The sequence below is a fragment of the Bremerella cremea genome (assembly GCF_039541315.1).
GTDB lineage: Bacteria > Planctomycetota > Planctomycetia > Pirellulales > Pirellulaceae > Bremerella > Bremerella cremea.
In genome coordinates, this window is sequence record NZ_BAABFZ010000003.1 from 2,096,630 (window position 1) to 2,112,156 (window position 15,527).

The window sequence follows — 15,527 nt, forward strand, 5'->3', positions numbered from 1 at the left end:
TGGGCGGCCCCATTTGCCCCCCTGCGCGGCCCATGGCCGATGCGGTACGATGGCATTTCTACGGCAAAATGTCCCTGCGATCGAGGAAATTCCTAATGCAATACAGCAAAGAACGGCTGATTGAAATTGTTCGAGACAAAGGTCTGAAGTTCGGCGACTTCACCCTCGCTTCCGGCAAGAAGGCAAGTTATTACCTCGATTGCCGCAAGGTGACCCTCTCTAGTGAAGGTGCTTTGCAGGTCGGCCTTGGCATTCTGGAAATGCTAGGCGACAACCTTCCCGACGCGGTCGGTGGGATGGCAATCGGTGCCGATCCGATTTCGGCTTCGGTCATCACCATGGCTGCCGTTCAAGGCAAGTCGCTGGCCGGGTTCATCGTTCGGAAAGAAGCCAAAGCCCATGGCACCGGCCAGGATGTCGAAGGCCCAGTGGTCGCTGGCAACGAATGCGTAATCGTGGAAGACGTGGTCACCACCGGTGGCAGCTCGCTGAAAGCGATCGAGAAAGTCGAAGCGGCCGGGCTGAAGGTGCTGGGCGTGATCGCGATTGTCGATCGTCTGGAAGGTGGCAAAGAAGCCTTTGCCGCAGCAGGATACGAACTGCGCACCCTGCTGACGATCGAAGACTTCGGAATCACTCCTCCACAGCGATAAAGATATCGACGCGGTTTGGGCTGGCTTCGTCATAGATCTCGAAGTCAGCCTCGAACGATCGACTGTAGGTCGAGTCTTCTTCAAAGTGGCGCCAGATCTTCTGCCACGTTTCGAGTACGACCTGGGGCATCTCCCCTTCTCCGACGAAGTGCAGATAATTGCCCCGATGAATGCGGACCTTGTCCAAAGCTTCGGGCACATCGGCATCGGCGCCGATCTGCTTGCCCAGCAAGATCGTGAACTCGCCAGACTGGTCCGACTCGTAGTCGCCATAAACGGCGATCCGTTGGCCAGGCGAAACAGGGTCGACGATTAACGAATCGATCTGATCTTGATCGTACTTGTCGTACAGCAGTGGAATCTGCGCCGTCTCGGGATTCATTTCACTGCGGTTATTGGTCCGAACCGAAATCCCGACGATTTTCATCGCTTCGACCGGCTCTAGCTGCGGTGCCACGATTATCTCCTCCGGAGTTTGCTGAAGCACTGTGGTCTCGAGTCCGAGCCACGCAATGCCCGTTGAGATCCAGATAGGAATTGTAACAAATCCGACCACCGTCGAGGCAATCACCACGCGTAAAGCGGTCCGGGCATCCCCTCCGTAATGCTTCGTCAGCACCACCGGAAACACAGCCGCTGGCATCGCTGCTTGGATGGCTGCCACTTGCTTCAGTTCCAGCGAAATCGGCAGGTAGATCGCTGCCAGCAAGAACAAGAATGGCAAGAAAGCCAATCGCAGCATGACGGCTGAAATATAGGTCGGCCAGGCACTGCTGGCATCGGCTTCGACTTTCGCGTGAAAGATCTGATCGTAGAACGTCGCCCCGATCAAAAGCATCATCAGCGGAATCGCTCCGGTCGACAAGATGCTGGTGATCTGGGTGATGAACGTCGGCACCATATCGGCCCATCCCATTTCGTTGATCAATAACGAAATCACGATGGTCACGCTGGGCGGGTTCAGGACATTTTTCCACCAACCCTTCGTCAGCCCACCACTGGCGAGACTGACACCGATCGTCCAGATGCCCAGCTCGACGCCGACATTGTGCAGAAACAGCACACCCAGGGCCCGCTCTCCGAAGATCTCTTGAATCAGCGGAATCGGAATGAACCCATAGTTAAAGATGCCGATACAGACGGCAAACGAGTGGATCTTGTCCGGCGTATCGAAACCGAGCCGCGCACCGCTACCTCGGGCATAGAAGTACGCCACAAAGCATCCCAAGGCGACCGCGAGAAAACCCCACACCGGAGGCAAGTAGACATTGGCCGCCGTCTCGAAGGCGGGATTGCCGACCACCTTCACAAAAATGAAACATGGCATCAAGATACGAATACCAAGTTTCAGCAGACCTGCGTCCGCTTCACGCGAGAGCCACTGCAGCGAACGAGCAACGCCGCCAATTCCCATCACGGTGAAAACTGCGGCCGTTATGCTTACAATCGTAATGACTTGCGTAAGATTCATCGCCCCAACTTAGTCGTTAGCTTCCTAGCGAACAATTAGGCCCTGCTACTCTTCTTCGGGAAGTGTTCCTCGGATGCAGCAAACCACATCAGGCTCGGACAAACTAGGCATCATCATCGTCGATCATGGTTCGCGGCGGGCCGAAAGTAACGAACTCCTGCTGCAGGTGGCCGAGCTATTCCGTCGATCGAGCGGCTATGCGATTGTAGAGCCTGCCCATATGGAGCTGGCCGAGCCTTCGATTGCTGCGGCCTTCCAGAAATGCGTTGAGCAAGGAGCCGAGACGATCGTCGTCCATCCGTACTTTCTCTCGCCCGGTCGGCACTGGCACGAAGACATCCCGCGTCTCGCCCAAGAGGCCGCCCAGAACTATCCTGGGCTGAAGCACCTGGTGACCGCTCCGCTGGGGCTGCATCCGCTGATGGCGGAAGTCATGCAGCAGCGAATCGCCACCTGCCTGGCCCATTGCGAGCAAGACGCTCCGCGATGCGATGTCTGCACCCCGGAAAGCAGTTGCCAGTTTCGCCAGGCTTAGGATTCGACCAGCACGGTGTCTTCGTGTTCGTACGCCGGAGCGCAGCAGCAAAGCAAGCGGAGCGTATCGGTCCCGGTATTGGTGATTTGATGGACCTGCCCTGGCGGGATCGCGACGGCATCGCCGACCTTCACATCGCGGAATTCGTCCCCGATCTGCATCCGCCCTTCACCGTGCGTAATGTAATAGATCTCTTCCGTTTTCGGATGATAGTGAGCCGTGGTGCTCGCTCCGACCGGCAACCGAGCCTCAGCCAGGCTTTGCTTCTGGATGCACGAATTGCGATGAGCCAGCAGCTCGCGGATCTCGGATCCATCTTTGGTGGTAAACGGCGGTGCCTCACTCAAATTAACGACGTCCATAGTCCCCTTGGTCCTGTCGGTTGTGTTCTGGCAGAGCAGCGACAGCTATGCGAGAATCTTCATTGACACATTTGCGTGCCTATTGCTAACTTGCGAAAATTTTCACCTAAGCTTCGCACTTTCACGGACATCACGAAGGAACCGATCATGCCCCGTATGAAGACCTTTAACGACGCGTGCCACGCAATCGGCGATACCCCGATGATACATATCAATCGGATGATCCCCCAGGGTGGAGGCGAGGTTTTCGCGAAGTGCGAGTGGTTCAATCCGGTCAATAGCGTGAAGGACCGCATCGGTTATGCCATGATCGCCGACGGAGAGAAGCGGGGCGTGGTGACCAAAGACACGCACATCATCGAACCCACTTCGGGCAACACCGGCATCGCGTTGGCGTTCGTCTGTGCGGCGAAGGGTTATAAGCTGACCCTGACCATGCCAGAATCAATGTCGCTGGAACGTCGTGCTCTGCTGCGTGCGATGGGTGCCAATCTCGTTCTGACCCCAGCCGCGGAAGGTATGAAGGGCGCCATCAACACGGCTGCCCAGATGGTTGAGAAGGAAGAGAACGGCTGGATGCCTGGTCAGTTCGATAACCCAGCCAACCCAGCAATTCACGAAGCCACCACCGGCCCAGAAATCTGGGAAGACATGGAAGGCAAAGTCGATGTCCTGATCTCTGGTGTCGGGACCGGCGGTACGATCACCGGTTGCACTCGCTTCTTAAAGTCGAAGAACCCGAACTTCAAAGCGATTGCCGTAGAACCGAAGAACTCGCCCGTGATCAGTGGTGGCCAGCCTGGCAAGCATCGCATCCAAGGGATCGGTGCTGGCTTCATCCCGGGCAACCTCGACACGTCGCTGATCGACGAAGTCATTCAGGTCGATGACGAAGACGCCTTTGAATATGGCCGCTTGCTGGCCAAGGAAGAAGGCCTGGTCGCTGGTATCAGCAGTGGTGCCGCCATTTGGGCCGCGAAGCAAGTTGCCGCTCGTCCTGAAATGAAGGGCAAGCGAATCGCGGTGATTCTGTGCAGCCTGGGCGAACGCTATCTGTCGACGCCTCTGTTCGGTGGTCTGGAAGGCTAGTCCTTACCGCCCATCAAGAAACAAAAAAGGGACGACCTGCAGTGCGGGTCGTCCCTTTCTTTTTGGCGATAGTTTGCCAATGCCCTTTTATTGGTAAACGTTCTGCAGCATTTCCTGCTGGCGTTTGAGATCTTGCAGCTTGGCCTGGGCGGTGGCCATCTCTTCCGACCCTGCTTCCACCTTCTGCTTCGAGTCACGCAGCTTGGCGTAAACGGCCGACTTCTCTTCCATGGTCTTATCGAGCTGAGCTTGCAGCTTTGCGATTTCCGCCAGCTTGGCTTCCATCTGCTGTTCCAGTTCGGCCATCTGAGCCGCGGCTTCTGCCATGGCCTGTTCCTTGGTTTGAATGCCGGTCAGCATGGCGGCCTGTTCTGCTTGAAGCTTGGCGGGGAAGGCTGCGAAATCGGCTTTCTCTTTCTTCAAAGCTTCCAGGTCCTGCTTGGCGGCAGCGGCACGTTCGGCTGCAGCTTTCGCGGCAGCGGCCTTGTCGTTCATGTCCTTCTCGACGTTCGGCTTGCCTTCTTCCAGCTTCTTGAGTTGCTCGGCATGCTTGTTGATTTCATCGCCGTACTTCTTGGCCAGGTTCTGCTGACTGCCCATCTCCTTGGATGCGTCATTCTTCGCTTTCTTGGCCGCTTCGATTTCACCCTTCGCCGAGGCAAGCTGGGTGTCGGCGGTTTGCTTGTTCTGCTTCGCGGAAGCGATGCTCTTTTCAGCGGCGGCCTTCTCTTCGTTGGCCTTGCCTGCTTCGGCTTGCAGCTTCTTGGCCTCGGCGTCGGCAGCAGCGATCGCTGCGGCATCTTTCTTCAGCTCGGCATCTTTACCACCAACCGCATCGGTCGACTTCTTCACTTCGGAGGCCAGCTTGTCGACTTCGGCTTGAGCGGCCGTCTTTTCCTGCGTCAGCGAATCGATTTCCTTCTGCTTCGATTCTTTCTGATCGTCGGGCGTCGATTCCTTTTGCTTGGTGGCTTCGGCGATCTTGGCATCCAGGTCAGCCACTTTCTTCTGGGCTGCTTCGTGAGCCTGCTGTTGAGCGGCAAGCTGCTTCTTCAGATCTTCCAACTGCTTCTGATGCTCGGCCTGAGTACCCTTGGCACCGTTGAGTGCGTTCGTCTTGTCCTGAACCTTCTTGCCGTAGTCGGCGATCTTGGCGTTGGCCTGGTTCAAGGATTGTTCCGCCTTCGCGATTTCACCGGCCCACTTCTTGGCGTCGGCATCTTTCGCTGCGGCTTCTTGTTCTTTCTGCTTTTGGGTCGCCTCCGATTGAGCAATCGCCTTCTTCAGCTCTTCCACTTTGGCGTTGGCGGCATCCATGGCGGTCTTCGCGTCGGCGCTGGCCTTCTTGGTGTTCTCAATCGCGGCCAGATGGTTGTCCCAGGCCTGCTTCGCAGCAGCCGCGGCACCACCTTGATCGGCAGCCGCTTTATCGAGCGTGCCAATTTCGGACTGGAGACTGGCGATCATCTGGTCGTAGGTTGGCGTGACAGCCTTCAGCTTGCCCAGCTCTTGCATGCCTTCGAGCTGATAGACGCGGATCTCACCGGTCCAGTCGCCAACCACAATTTTGGTGCTGTCGTGATTGAAACAAGCACGCAGGGTCAAGTCGGCGAAGCCAGCGGTCTTGGCGAGTTCTTTGCCGTCGCCAGCCCAAACCTTGGCCACCTTATCGCGACCCGCCGTGACCATGCGGCCATCATGCGTGTAACTGACCCACTCGGCGCCGCCGCCATGGGCGTTAAACGACTTGATATTCTTCCCTTCGACCATTTCCCACAGCTTGACGGTCACGTCGGTGCTGGCCGATGCCAAGACGTTCGAATCAGGCTGCCAGCTCACCGAGTTGATCGCTTCTTTGTGTCCCTGCAGGTTCAAATACTCGCGAGCCGTATCGGCTTCCCAGACGAACAAGCCATTCGAGCGATCGCCCGAAGCGAGCAGCACGCCATCCGGACTGTAAGCGATAGTGGTCACCCAGTCGGTATGCTTCTTCACTTCGTGCAGCAGCGAACCATCGTCGGTCGAATAAATTCGGAGCAAACGCTGCGGACCACCAAGGGCCACCCGCGAAAGATCCGGGCTGACATCAGCCGCCAGCACGACATCGTATTCATCACCCACCGTCACCAGCGGCTTGCCGGTGCGGACGTTGAACAACGTCACGCTTCCCGAATAACCACCTCGGCCACCACCAGCCATCAGCACTTCGCCGTTGCGGCTAAAGCGGAGGATGTAAGGGACCCCTTGTGGATAAGGAATCACGCCGAGTAACTTCAACGTGTCGGTGTTGTAGAGAGCGATTTGCTTTTGACCGGCAATCGCCACCAGCGGAGCCCACGGGCTGTGTGCCATGGCGGTGATCGCACCGGTGCTTTGCAGTTCCATGACCGGAGCTTTCCACAGACCTTCTGGCATCGCCGCTGGCCCTTCTGGCTTGCCGGTGGTCACAGGGCCGCTCATCGCCAGGCCGCTCTTCTTCTTGGCCTTCACTTTCGAGCCGCTGTTTTCCAGGGCTCCCAGCTCGATCCACTTCTTGATGATGTCTTGCTTTTCCTGGGCGATCAGATCTTGGCCCGGGGGCATCTTCGGAGTTTCGGCACCACTGATCAGCGCGAACAACCGCGAGCTCTCGACATCCTGGGCGATGACCACTTCACCACCGGCACCACCTTCCAAGGTGGCGCCGAAGTTCTCGAGGTTCAAGCCACCTTTGGCGTCGTTCTGGTTGTGACAGGTGAAGCAATGTTCGCGGAAGATGGCCCGGACGTGATCGTCGTAGGTGATCTTCTCGACATCGCCGGCCGGTTTGGCGTCGTCAGCGACGGCGACCGTAGTCAAACCGAACAGAACCAGAAATGAGAGGGTATAGCGCATCGCTCAATCTCTGTGCGAAAAAAGGCAGGCAAACAAAGGTGGGTCGCAAGGCAGCATGGCGGAAACCGCCGCGGGCCTGGGATGTCTGCCCGAGGGATGCGTCGTTGGACACACACTCGGGCGTTCATCAATCCTAGGCCACTTCTACCGATCAGGCCGAAATTAGTGGGCCTGGTTAGTGGTTAAACATGAACTCACGCGAGTTCAGGACCGCCCAGAAGACGTCCTCGAATCCTCGCTGCTTGTTCTCTTCTTCCTTCATCACCGCTACCAGCTTTTCCTTTTCTTCACTGGTTGGCTTACGGCTCAGGCAGCGGACGAAGATCTTGTCGATGATCTGATCTTCGGTCAAACCTTCCTTCACCCAGCCTTCGACCAGCTTGCCGCGGGCGATCTTGTCTTGCGTGGCCGAGCCATTAAGCATGTGCAAGGCCTGGGACAAGGTAGGCGAAGTCGAAGCTTCACAGCTGCAAACCGTTTCACGTTGGCTACGGCCGAACGTTGTCAGGAAGTAGCTCGAAGTCTTGCCGTCGGCAATCTGCACCGCTCGGGAACCGAGAGGCAAACCACCGAACTTCTCATCATGATTGGTCGCCAGGCTGATGCAATCCAAAAGCTGTTCGGCTGGAATGCGACGAACCTGAGCGTAGGCAAAGTTCTTGGTGTCGGTCTTGTTGCTGTCGTTCGGCACCGTGGTTCGCTGATAGGCCTGCGAAGCACAGATGTCTCGGACGAGCTTCTTAAAGTCGTAGTTGTACTCAATCAGCTTGTCGCCCAGCTTCTGGTAGAGCTCGGGGTTGCTGGCAGGATTACTCACCCGGACGTCGTCGACAGGATCGACGATCCCCACGCCAAAGAAGCTGGCCCAAACCCGGTTGGCAACACTCGTGGCGAAGTATGGGTTCTCAGGTGCGGTCAGCCACTCGGCCAACACTTCTCGGCGATCGCGATTTTCCAGGTTCGGCTCGACACCACCGAGGAACTTCGGAGGCATCACGCGGTTGTCGACCAGGTGACGGACGTCGCCGCCGCGGCGATCGTAGACGATTCGTTCGCGGTAGTCTTCGGTGTTCTTACGTCCGATCTGGGCGAAGAAGGCAGCGAAGCCGTAGTAGTCGTCCATCGTCCAGCGATCGAACGGATGGTTATGACACTGGGCACACTGCGTTCGCAGACCCATGAAGACCTGGGCCACATTTTCGGCCGTCTTCAGCGTATCGCGTTCGATTTCGTAGTAGTTGGTCGCTGGGTTGCTGAAGGTACCGCCGGAAGCGGATAGCAGTTCGCGAACCATTTGATCGAGCGGAACGTCGTTCGAGATCTGATCGGTCAACCAACTGTTGTAGAGGAATGCCGACTTCTCGCTGACGTTGTTGGTGCTCTTGATCATGAGCAGTTCAGCCCAACGCATCGCCCAGATTTCTGAGAACTCTTTGCGTTCCAGCAGACGATCAACCAACTTGGCTCGCTTGTCACCTGAGGTGTCGGCCATGAAGGTGGTGTACTCTTCTTCGGTTGGCAGCAGGCCGGTGATATCGACCGTCGCACGACGCAGGAACTCTTCGTCGGTGCACATTTCACTTGGCACGATACGCAGCTTGTGCAGCTTGGCACCGACCAACTCGTCGATGTAATTACCGGCGACTTGAGGCTTCTCGTACTGCAAGTCTTTCGGCAGCACGATTACCTGGCTCCCGACGGTATGCGTGTCGAAACGAGCCATCACGAATGCTTCGCCACGCTTCGAGGCAGTGCAAAGACCATTCTGGTCGATCGGGGCCGAGTTATCGTTGTTCGATTGGAAGACCGTCAGGTCGGTCACATCGCGGGTCGTGCCGTCGGCGTAGAACGCTTTGACGATAAACGCCTGCTGAGCCCCTTCTCCTTCGAGAACGGCTTTGGGTGGATAGATCTCGATCTTGTTACAACGTGGCACTTCGCCTTGGTCTGGCTGAGCACCCGTTTCCAACCAACGCAGCAGCGTGGCGTAGTAGTCGGAGTCCTTTTCAAACAACTTACCACCGGTGTGCGGCACGCTGCCGATTGCCTTCTCGATCAGGAGGCTCGATTCAGGATCGGCCAGATTCACGCGGCGAGTGGCCTGCTCGCGTGTCACGCGGAAGTAGTCGCCAGCTGGATCGAAACCGAACAGCGACAAGCGGAAGCCATCTTTACCGCGAGCGGCACCATGGCAGCTACCGGTATTACAGCCCGCTCGCATGAAGACCGACATGACATCCAAGTGGAAGCTGACGGGTCGTTCTTCAGTGGCCTTTTCTACCTTCACAGGCACCTCGACTTTGTGCCCGGCGTATTCCACCTTGAGCATCGTTTCGCCGTCGGCGACTGGCAAAAGCAGATTGCCTTCACGCTTGACCTTGCCTTCTTCGGCCAAGGCAACGGTGGCCTGGGCGGTGACATCGAGCGTGACGTCATCGTCGCGGGTAGCGACCACGACGTAGTGCTGCGAGTCACGCTTTGTGAGCAATTCGATCGAGGAAGGATAGACATCAATCTTGCGGATTGCGGTCTCGGCCTGGGCGGTCGATGCCACCAGGCAAAGCAGCATTCCGCTAATCGTCCAACGAGCGATTCCGTTACGTGTCACGGGTGGCTCTCCTTCGGCTTTCGCCGTGTATCCTGAGGGGGGATGAAATCTAAGTGTGGCGGGAAAGGCAGCAGAGAAACAATTACTCGCCCTGCTCTTTGGCCAGACGCAACTGTTCCAAGCGAGTCAATGGGCGTTCTGGTTTTGGCTTGGGAGCCTCGGCCTTCTTGCCTTCATCTTTCGGCTTGGCGGTTGCAACTTTCGGTGGCAGCGGCTTGTCGACGCGAAGTTCGATGTTGCCGTTGGTCTGAATGATTGGCTCTTCGTTTTCGGTGACGGTGATACGTGCCACGATCGAGGCATGCTTTCCGTCTTTGGCTTCCTTGGCAACCTTCACATCGAAGACCGCTTCCGTCGCGTCTTTGTTCACCGTGATCGGTTCGGCGGTAACACCAGCTGGCAGGCCCAGCAGTTGGACGGTCGCATCGCCAGGGAATTCACGCTTCGGGGTCAAGCCGACGATGATCTTGGTTTCCTGACCCTGTTCGCAGGCAGCCTTATTGAAGGCCATATCAACAACACGATCGGCAACTTCCAGGTCGGCAAATGGGGTCGACACTTCGACGTTGCCTGCCTTGTGCGGGGCACTTCCCAGCACGCAGATCTTGTGCGTCCCGATCTGAGCACCACCATTGGCGGTCACCGGAATTGTGGCTTCGGTCTGCCCCTTTTCAATCTTGATCGAACGGGAAGCACCGATCCCTGGTGGATCGTTCAGAAGTCGCAGTCGGATCTCGCTATCGAAACCTTCGTCACGGGTGGCGACCACTTTCAACTGCATGCTACCGTCGCGAACAACGGGCACTTTTGGCTGGACGATTTCCAGTTTGTAAGGCACCTTCTCGGTCACCGCGACCGCCATGTGCTGGGCATCGTGGCCCCACATGTCCCGGGCATTCTGACCGCGAACGAGCATGGATCGCTGGCGGACGTGACCTTCCAGCTTCAGCTCCTCTTTGGTTGGCTTGGCGACGACATCAACCAGCTTGCCAGCCAACTTGGCATCGGGCTTGGCCTTCAGCATGACTGGTAACAAGTTAGTGTTTTCCGCCATTGGGAAGGTGATCACTTCGACCCCTTCGGGGATGTCATCGAAGCTGAACGCGAGTTCGCTACCGAAGTTTTCGCGACGGGCCGAAACCAGGATCGCCATGTAGTTGTCTTGAGGAACGCTGATCGTACGAGCCACGTACTGCTGAACTTCAGGAATCTCGACGGTCAACTTTGGAGTCTTCTGGGTGACTTCGATACGGTAGACGCTCAAAGGACCACCGGTACCGAGGTGATCGCGAACGCGGATGACCAGTTCTTCGTCTTCCGGAGCCTTCACGGTCAGGTAGCTGTCGATGTTGCCGTTCGAGTCGTCGTTACCTTGCAGACGCTGACCGTTGCTCATGCGATAGACGTCGACGACTGGGTCTAAGTACGAACGAAGCATTTCGCGAGCGTAGACTCGGACTTCGTAGTCTTGCCCCTTCTTGGCCATGAACTTGAAGAAGTCTTCGTCCCCCTTTTCACCGATCACACCGCTGGCGATGCCAGGGCCTTCCATCGGCGTGGCCTCTTTGCGTTCGTTGTTCGGCTCGGCTTCGACCGCGGTCGGCAAGCTCGAAACAAACAAACGATTGGGGGATGGGGCGATTCCGTACTGGTCTTCAGGGTAGTAGAGGAACTCACCTTCTTCTGCCGGCAGCTTCACCTTGGCGGTTTGCGTTCCGGATGGATCGCCCAGCCAGGTGACTTCGATTTCTTCGCCAGGCTTACCGCCCGTAGGAAAGATACCGAGCGGACGTGGGAAGTTGCCGATGCTTAAGCGATAAGCGCAGTTACCGTTGCCGCCGTAGCTGCTTTCGCGAACCTGGATGATGTACTTGCCATCCTCTGGTGCGAGCATCGAGCAGATACAGTCTTGGTAAACGAGGGGTTCGTCGTCGCTCTTGGCAAGTTCAAAACGCTGCTCGTTGAGGATGGCGACGTAAGGATCGAAGAACGTACGACCGAGACGCAGACCGGTCAGTTCGGCGGTGATGCGTTCACCCTTCTTCGCTTCCACGACAAAGTAATCGACGTCTTCGTTCTGGACGATTCCGTTGACGGTGCTGTTCATAGCGACCGCCTGGGGTTCTTTGAAGTCGTTATTGGGTTCTTTCTCTTCCACCTCAGGCATCGCCCCGACGTAGAACAAACAGACGTCGCTGAGACCGGAAGCGGTTCGCAGGCGGCAAGCGTGCTGGCCGAGGCGGCACTCCGGCTTGATCGCGAGGGTGACCTTCGCGGTCTTATCGTTCTCGACGGTCATCGATTTCATCTCGATGCCCGATTCGTAGAACAACAAATCCTGGGCGTCGGCGATGCGATCGCCGCGCAAGACGACTTCGAGTTCGGTTCCGCGCTGGAAGCCTGGGGGGTCAAACCGCTGCAGGTTAGGGTCGGCCCCGAAGGAGACCTTTGCTGCAAACAGCGAGACGACCAAGAGAGCCAAACCGAGGGCCTGGAAGCGTTTCATGAGGGTACCGCGTCCATTGGAAGGGGGTCGAAATGAATGGGTGGGAATTCGGAGCCAACCGCTGGCAGGTCGGGTGCTCACGAATGGAGGTGGGATGACGGGATCGGCCTGAATGGACTTCAGGCCGACGATGTTTTCATTGTAACTGGCGAGCTGCGAAGACGAAGCGATTTCCGTCTTCGCATCACCGCAATCAGGCAACTTAAGCCAGCAGTTCTTTGACGACCTTGCCGCCGTCGACGATTTCGATCGGACGATCGCCGGGGGCCATCAGTTCTTTGTCGGCCACGATACCCAACTGGTGGTACATGGTGGTCGCCAGGTCTTCTGGCCCGACTGGGTCGAGTTCTGGTTCGCTGGAAGTCGCGTTCGAGGCACCGTGGATGTAGCCCTTCTTCAGACCACCACCCGCCAGGGCAACACTGAACACCTTTGGCCAGTGATCGCGACCGGCGTCCTTGTTGATCTTTGGTGTACGACCGAATTCGGACGAAACCATAACGAGCGTTTCATCCAACAGGCCGTTGCGTTCCAGGTCGCGGATCAGCGTCGAGTAGGCCTGATCGAAGTCAGGAACTTGACGCTTGATGCTGTCGGTGATGCGGGCATGCATGTCCCAGCCACCGTAGGTCAGCGTGACCATGCGGACGCCGGACTGAACCAGACGACGAGCCATCAGCATGCGCTGACCAGCCTGGTTGCGACCATATTCGTCGCGGACCTTGGCGTCTTCGGCTTCGATGTTGAATGCTTCGCGAGCATCTGGCGACGAGATCAGGTTGTAAGCTCGTTCGTAGAAGGTATCCATGGCGGCTACCGAGTCCGATTCGTTCTTCTGAGCGAAGTACGAGTTCACCGCTTCCAAAGCGGAACGACGACGGTAGAAACGCGATTCGTCGACACCACCTGGCAGGCTCAAGTCACGAACCTTAAAGCCACCGCTGGCAGGATCCGAACCGAGCGAGAACGGAGCGAACGACGAGCTGAGGTAACCGGTACCGGCGTATTCGTTCGGAACGTTCGGGATGCAGACGTAAGGAGGCAGGTTCTTGCGAGGACCATATTCGTGGCTGACCACGGCGCCGAAGCTTGGGAACTTCAACGCGGGGCTTGGGCGATAGCCGGTGAACATGTTGTGCGTGCCACGTTCGTGGGCCGCTTCACCATGGCTCATCGAGCGGATGATGCAAAGCTTGTCTGCGATCTGAGCGGTCTTCGGCAAAGCTTCGCTGAAGTATTCGCCGGTGTTGGTTTTGACCGTCTTCATTTCGCCGCGGTATTCGATCGGCGAGTAAGGCTTAGGATCCCACAGCTCTTGCTGGGCTGCACCACCAGGCAGGTAGATGTGAATGACGCTCTTGGCTTTGGCTTCGATGAAGTCGTAGTTCTTGATCTCAGCCTGGGCTTCTTGAAGACGGAACATGTCGGACATGCTCAGTCCCAAACCGGCAGCGGCGCCAACGGTCAGGAAATTGCGTCGACTCAGCGGGTTCCCCTTGCACTTCATAACGTCCATCTCCAACAGATTGTTTTGGGTGTGTTCGGCTTATTGGGAATGACTCGATTCGTGGGAAAGTTTCAACGAAATCGAGGAAAATGGAAGGATCCGCGTCCGACCCCCGGGATATGGGAAGCGCAAGGGATGTTGACGCGAACTAGGAACAACAACGATCGCCCTCAAAATGGGCAATCTTCAAAAGGCAGGCAAATACAGGCAGGTAGGGGCAGGAAATTCAACCTTCTTTGGGCTGGAAGGGGTCTACCCCATTAATCGGTCAATATAACGGCGGCCCTTAGGCGTGTCAAAAGAATTATAGTCGTCAAAGACGTTTTTGCCCGATCGTCCATTTCAGGACTAACACATTGCCCAACAAGGACTTAGACCGCTTCGATGTCACGAGTCATCAAGCAAATCAGGCAAAAACTAAGTGATGCCTGCAGGCTAGCAGCCGCAAACACCTCGCCTGGCCACCATCAACCCCGCGAATCAAGCTCCCGGCGAGGGAGGCACCAGGCAGTAAAGATGGGTCGAAGTCCGCCAAAACAGCCGACCATCCGAGAAAACAGGGCTCGCGAAGCCAGTCCCCTCAAGCCGGAACTGCGCAATTTCTGTGAATTCCGGGTCAGCATGGAACACATGCATGACACCTGATTCGTCCGGGGCCAACATCTGATCGCCATAGATCGTCAGCGAGGCGCTGAAATTGCCGCCGATTCGCTTCCGCGCGAGACGCTCCCCCGTCGCCAGGTCATAACAAATCCCGATCCCATCATCGTTGATCGCATACAACTTCCCGTCATACACCACCGGCGAAGGGACATAGATACGTTCGCGGGCCTCCCATTGGATGTGGCTATCGGTGACGTCTCCTTCACCATCCCCTTGGATCGCCTGGGAACCGTTTTGCGGATAGCCTCCGGTCGAAATCACCAGGTCGCCTGCAACCGCCGGCGTGTTGGCCGTCGTCCGAGCCGTTCCGCGCGTCGACCAAATGAGCTCGCCCGTTTCAGGATCGTAGCTGCTGGTGGTCCCGGTTCCGCCGACAATAATCTGCGGTTTTCCCGCGATTTCCGCGAGAATTGGCGTTCCGTAGCTTGGTTCGTTGGCTCTCGAAACTCGCCAGACAATGTCCCCCGTATCCCGTCGCAGCGCGGCCAGAAAGCCAGGTCCGTCCGAGTCGCCAAGCACAATCACGAGCGATCCGTAGACAATCGGCGAACTGCCGTAACCATGCTGACTGCGAAATGGGCCAGCTTCTTTCTGCCAGACGACCTGCCCTTTCAGGTCGACCGCCGTGACATACAAAGAGTCCTTCACGATAAAGGCGGTGAAGACATATTTGCCGTCGCTGGCCGGGGTGGTCGAGGCCTGCGAATTCTTCTGATGAATCCGCATAAAACCGCCTTGATGGATATTGGTGGTCCACAGCACCTTACCACTGCTCGCCTCGTAGCAGATCAGCGACTTCGATTCGAGCTTCTCATCGGCCGTGGTGATCAGCACTTTATCGCCAATCACGATCGGCGTGCTGTGGCCTAGGCCCTGGATCTTTGCCCCCCATAAGACATTCGGCTGACTGGTCCAGTCGAACTGGACTGTTTCGCCGTGGGCGACGCCATCGCGCTGTTCGCCGCGCCACCAGGGCCAGCTATGGGGAGGGAGGGAAATCGGCTCCGCATCCGAGGTTTGCGATCCTTCCGGCGCACGGATCTCCTCAACCGGATCCTGCCGGCAACCTGGCAGCAGTGCAACTGCCAATATCCAGATCCAACCATAGCGCATCTTGCTTTTCTCCTGTCGAATCATTTTCGACATGATGTTATCGCAAACTACCGGACCGAAATAAATTCCCTGGATTCTCGTCGTGGCAAGGTCTGCCTAATTGCTTAGAATAACATTCTACGCGAATCCGCTAACACAATGTTCTC

10 protein-coding genes are annotated in these 15,527 nt (G+C 57.0%); 3 read left to right on the forward strand and 7 right to left on the reverse strand.

What is annotated here, in order from left to right:
• The first annotated feature begins 95 nt into the window (after positions 1 to 95).
• Positions 96 to 653, forward strand: coding sequence for an orotate phosphoribosyltransferase (gene pyrE, locus ABD890_RS10740; protein WP_345088646.1), 558 nt, complete (start codon positions 96 to 98; stop codon positions 651 to 653).
• On the opposite strand, the gene ABD890_RS10745 is transcribed toward pyrE, so the two are convergent.
• Complete coding sequence (locus ABD890_RS10745) at positions 634 to 2,124, reverse strand: AEC family transporter (RefSeq protein ID WP_345088647.1); 1,491 nt, start codon at positions 2,122 to 2,124, stop codon at positions 634 to 636. The two genes, pyrE and ABD890_RS10745, sit on opposite strands and share 20 nt — an antisense overlap.
• Positions 2,125 to 2,197: 73 nt before the next feature.
• On the opposite strand from ABD890_RS10745, the gene ABD890_RS10750 reads away from it, so the two are divergent.
• Positions 2,198 to 2,659, forward strand: a complete 462-nt coding sequence (locus ABD890_RS10750; RefSeq protein ID WP_345088648.1) for a CbiX/SirB N-terminal domain-containing protein — start codon at positions 2,198 to 2,200, stop codon at positions 2,657 to 2,659.
• On the opposite strand, the gene ABD890_RS10755 is transcribed toward ABD890_RS10750, so the two are convergent.
• The gene (locus ABD890_RS10755) at positions 2,656 to 3,021 is read right to left on the reverse strand and encodes a cupin domain-containing protein (protein WP_345088650.1); all 366 of its coding nucleotides are present in this window, start codon (positions 3,019 to 3,021) and stop codon (positions 2,656 to 2,658) included. The two genes, ABD890_RS10750 and ABD890_RS10755, sit on opposite strands and share 4 nt — an antisense overlap.
• 147 nt (positions 3,022 to 3,168) lie before the next feature.
• On the opposite strand from ABD890_RS10755, the gene cysK reads away from it, so the two are divergent.
• Entirely contained in the window at positions 3,169 to 4,110 is a 942-nt protein-coding gene (gene cysK, locus ABD890_RS10760) for a cysteine synthase A (RefSeq protein ID WP_345088651.1), read from the forward strand.
• 87 nt (positions 4,111 to 4,197) lie between these two features.
• Here cysK and ABD890_RS10765 read toward each other — a convergent pair whose 3' ends face one another.
• From ABD890_RS10765 to ABD890_RS10785, 5 genes are all read right to left on the reverse strand, one after another.
• On the reverse strand, positions 4,198 to 6,984 hold the full coding sequence (locus tag ABD890_RS10765; protein ID WP_345088653.1) for a c-type cytochrome domain-containing protein: 2,787 nt from the start codon (positions 6,982 to 6,984) through the stop codon (positions 4,198 to 4,200).
• 175 nt (positions 6,985 to 7,159) lie between these two features.
• Positions 7,160 to 9,553 carry a DUF1549 and DUF1553 domain-containing protein gene (locus ABD890_RS10770; protein ID WP_345090888.1) on the reverse strand — a complete coding sequence of 798 codons (2,394 nt, stop codon included), beginning with the start codon at positions 9,551 to 9,553 and terminating at the stop codon, positions 7,160 to 7,162.
• A gap of 121 nt (positions 9,554 to 9,674) precedes the next feature.
• Positions 9,675 to 12,098, reverse strand: coding sequence for a serine protease (locus ABD890_RS10775; protein WP_345088655.1), 2,424 nt, complete (start codon positions 12,096 to 12,098; stop codon positions 9,675 to 9,677).
• 202 nt (positions 12,099 to 12,300) lie between these two features.
• The gene (locus ABD890_RS10780; protein WP_345088657.1) at positions 12,301 to 13,605 is read right to left on the reverse strand and encodes a DUF1501 domain-containing protein; all 1,305 of its coding nucleotides are present in this window, start codon (positions 13,603 to 13,605) and stop codon (positions 12,301 to 12,303) included.
• Positions 13,606 to 14,085: 480 nt separating this feature from the next.
• A complete protein-coding gene (locus ABD890_RS10785; RefSeq protein WP_345088659.1) occupies positions 14,086 to 15,381 on the reverse strand; it encodes an outer membrane protein assembly factor BamB family protein in 1,296 nt (431 codons plus the stop codon).
• Positions 15,382 to 15,527 lie beyond the last annotated feature (146 nt).

Bases quoted from the DNA above. Each gene is read 5' to 3' on its own strand.
- ABD890_RS10750 (WP_345088648.1), top strand. From the start codon at position 2,198: ATGCAGCAAACCACATCAGGCTCGGACAAACTAGGCATCATCATCGTC.
- ABD890_RS10780 (WP_345088657.1), bottom strand. From the start codon at position 13,605: ATGAAGTGCAAGGGGAACCCGCTGAGTCGACGCAATTTCCTGACCGTT.
- cysK (WP_345088651.1), top strand. From the start codon at position 3,169: ATGCCCCGTATGAAGACCTTTAACGACGCGTGCCACGCAATCGGCGAT.
- ABD890_RS10755 (WP_345088650.1), bottom strand. From the start codon at position 3,021: ATGGACGTCGTTAATTTGAGTGAGGCACCGCCGTTTACCACCAAAGAT.
- ABD890_RS10785 (WP_345088659.1), bottom strand. From the start codon at position 15,381: ATGCGCTATGGTTGGATCTGGATATTGGCAGTTGCACTGCTGCCAGGT.
- ABD890_RS10765 (WP_345088653.1), bottom strand. From the start codon at position 6,984: ATGCGCTATACCCTCTCATTTCTGGTTCTGTTCGGTTTGACTACGGTC.
- pyrE (WP_345088646.1), top strand. From the start codon at position 96: ATGCAATACAGCAAAGAACGGCTGATTGAAATTGTTCGAGACAAAGGT.
- ABD890_RS10770 (WP_345090888.1), bottom strand. From the start codon at position 9,553: ATGCTGCTTTGCCTGGTGGCATCGACCGCCCAGGCCGAGACCGCAATC.
- ABD890_RS10775 (WP_345088655.1), bottom strand. From the start codon at position 12,098: ATGAAACGCTTCCAGGCCCTCGGTTTGGCTCTCTTGGTCGTCTCGCTG.
- ABD890_RS10745 (WP_345088647.1), bottom strand. From the start codon at position 2,124: ATGAATCTTACGCAAGTCATTACGATTGTAAGCATAACGGCCGCAGTT.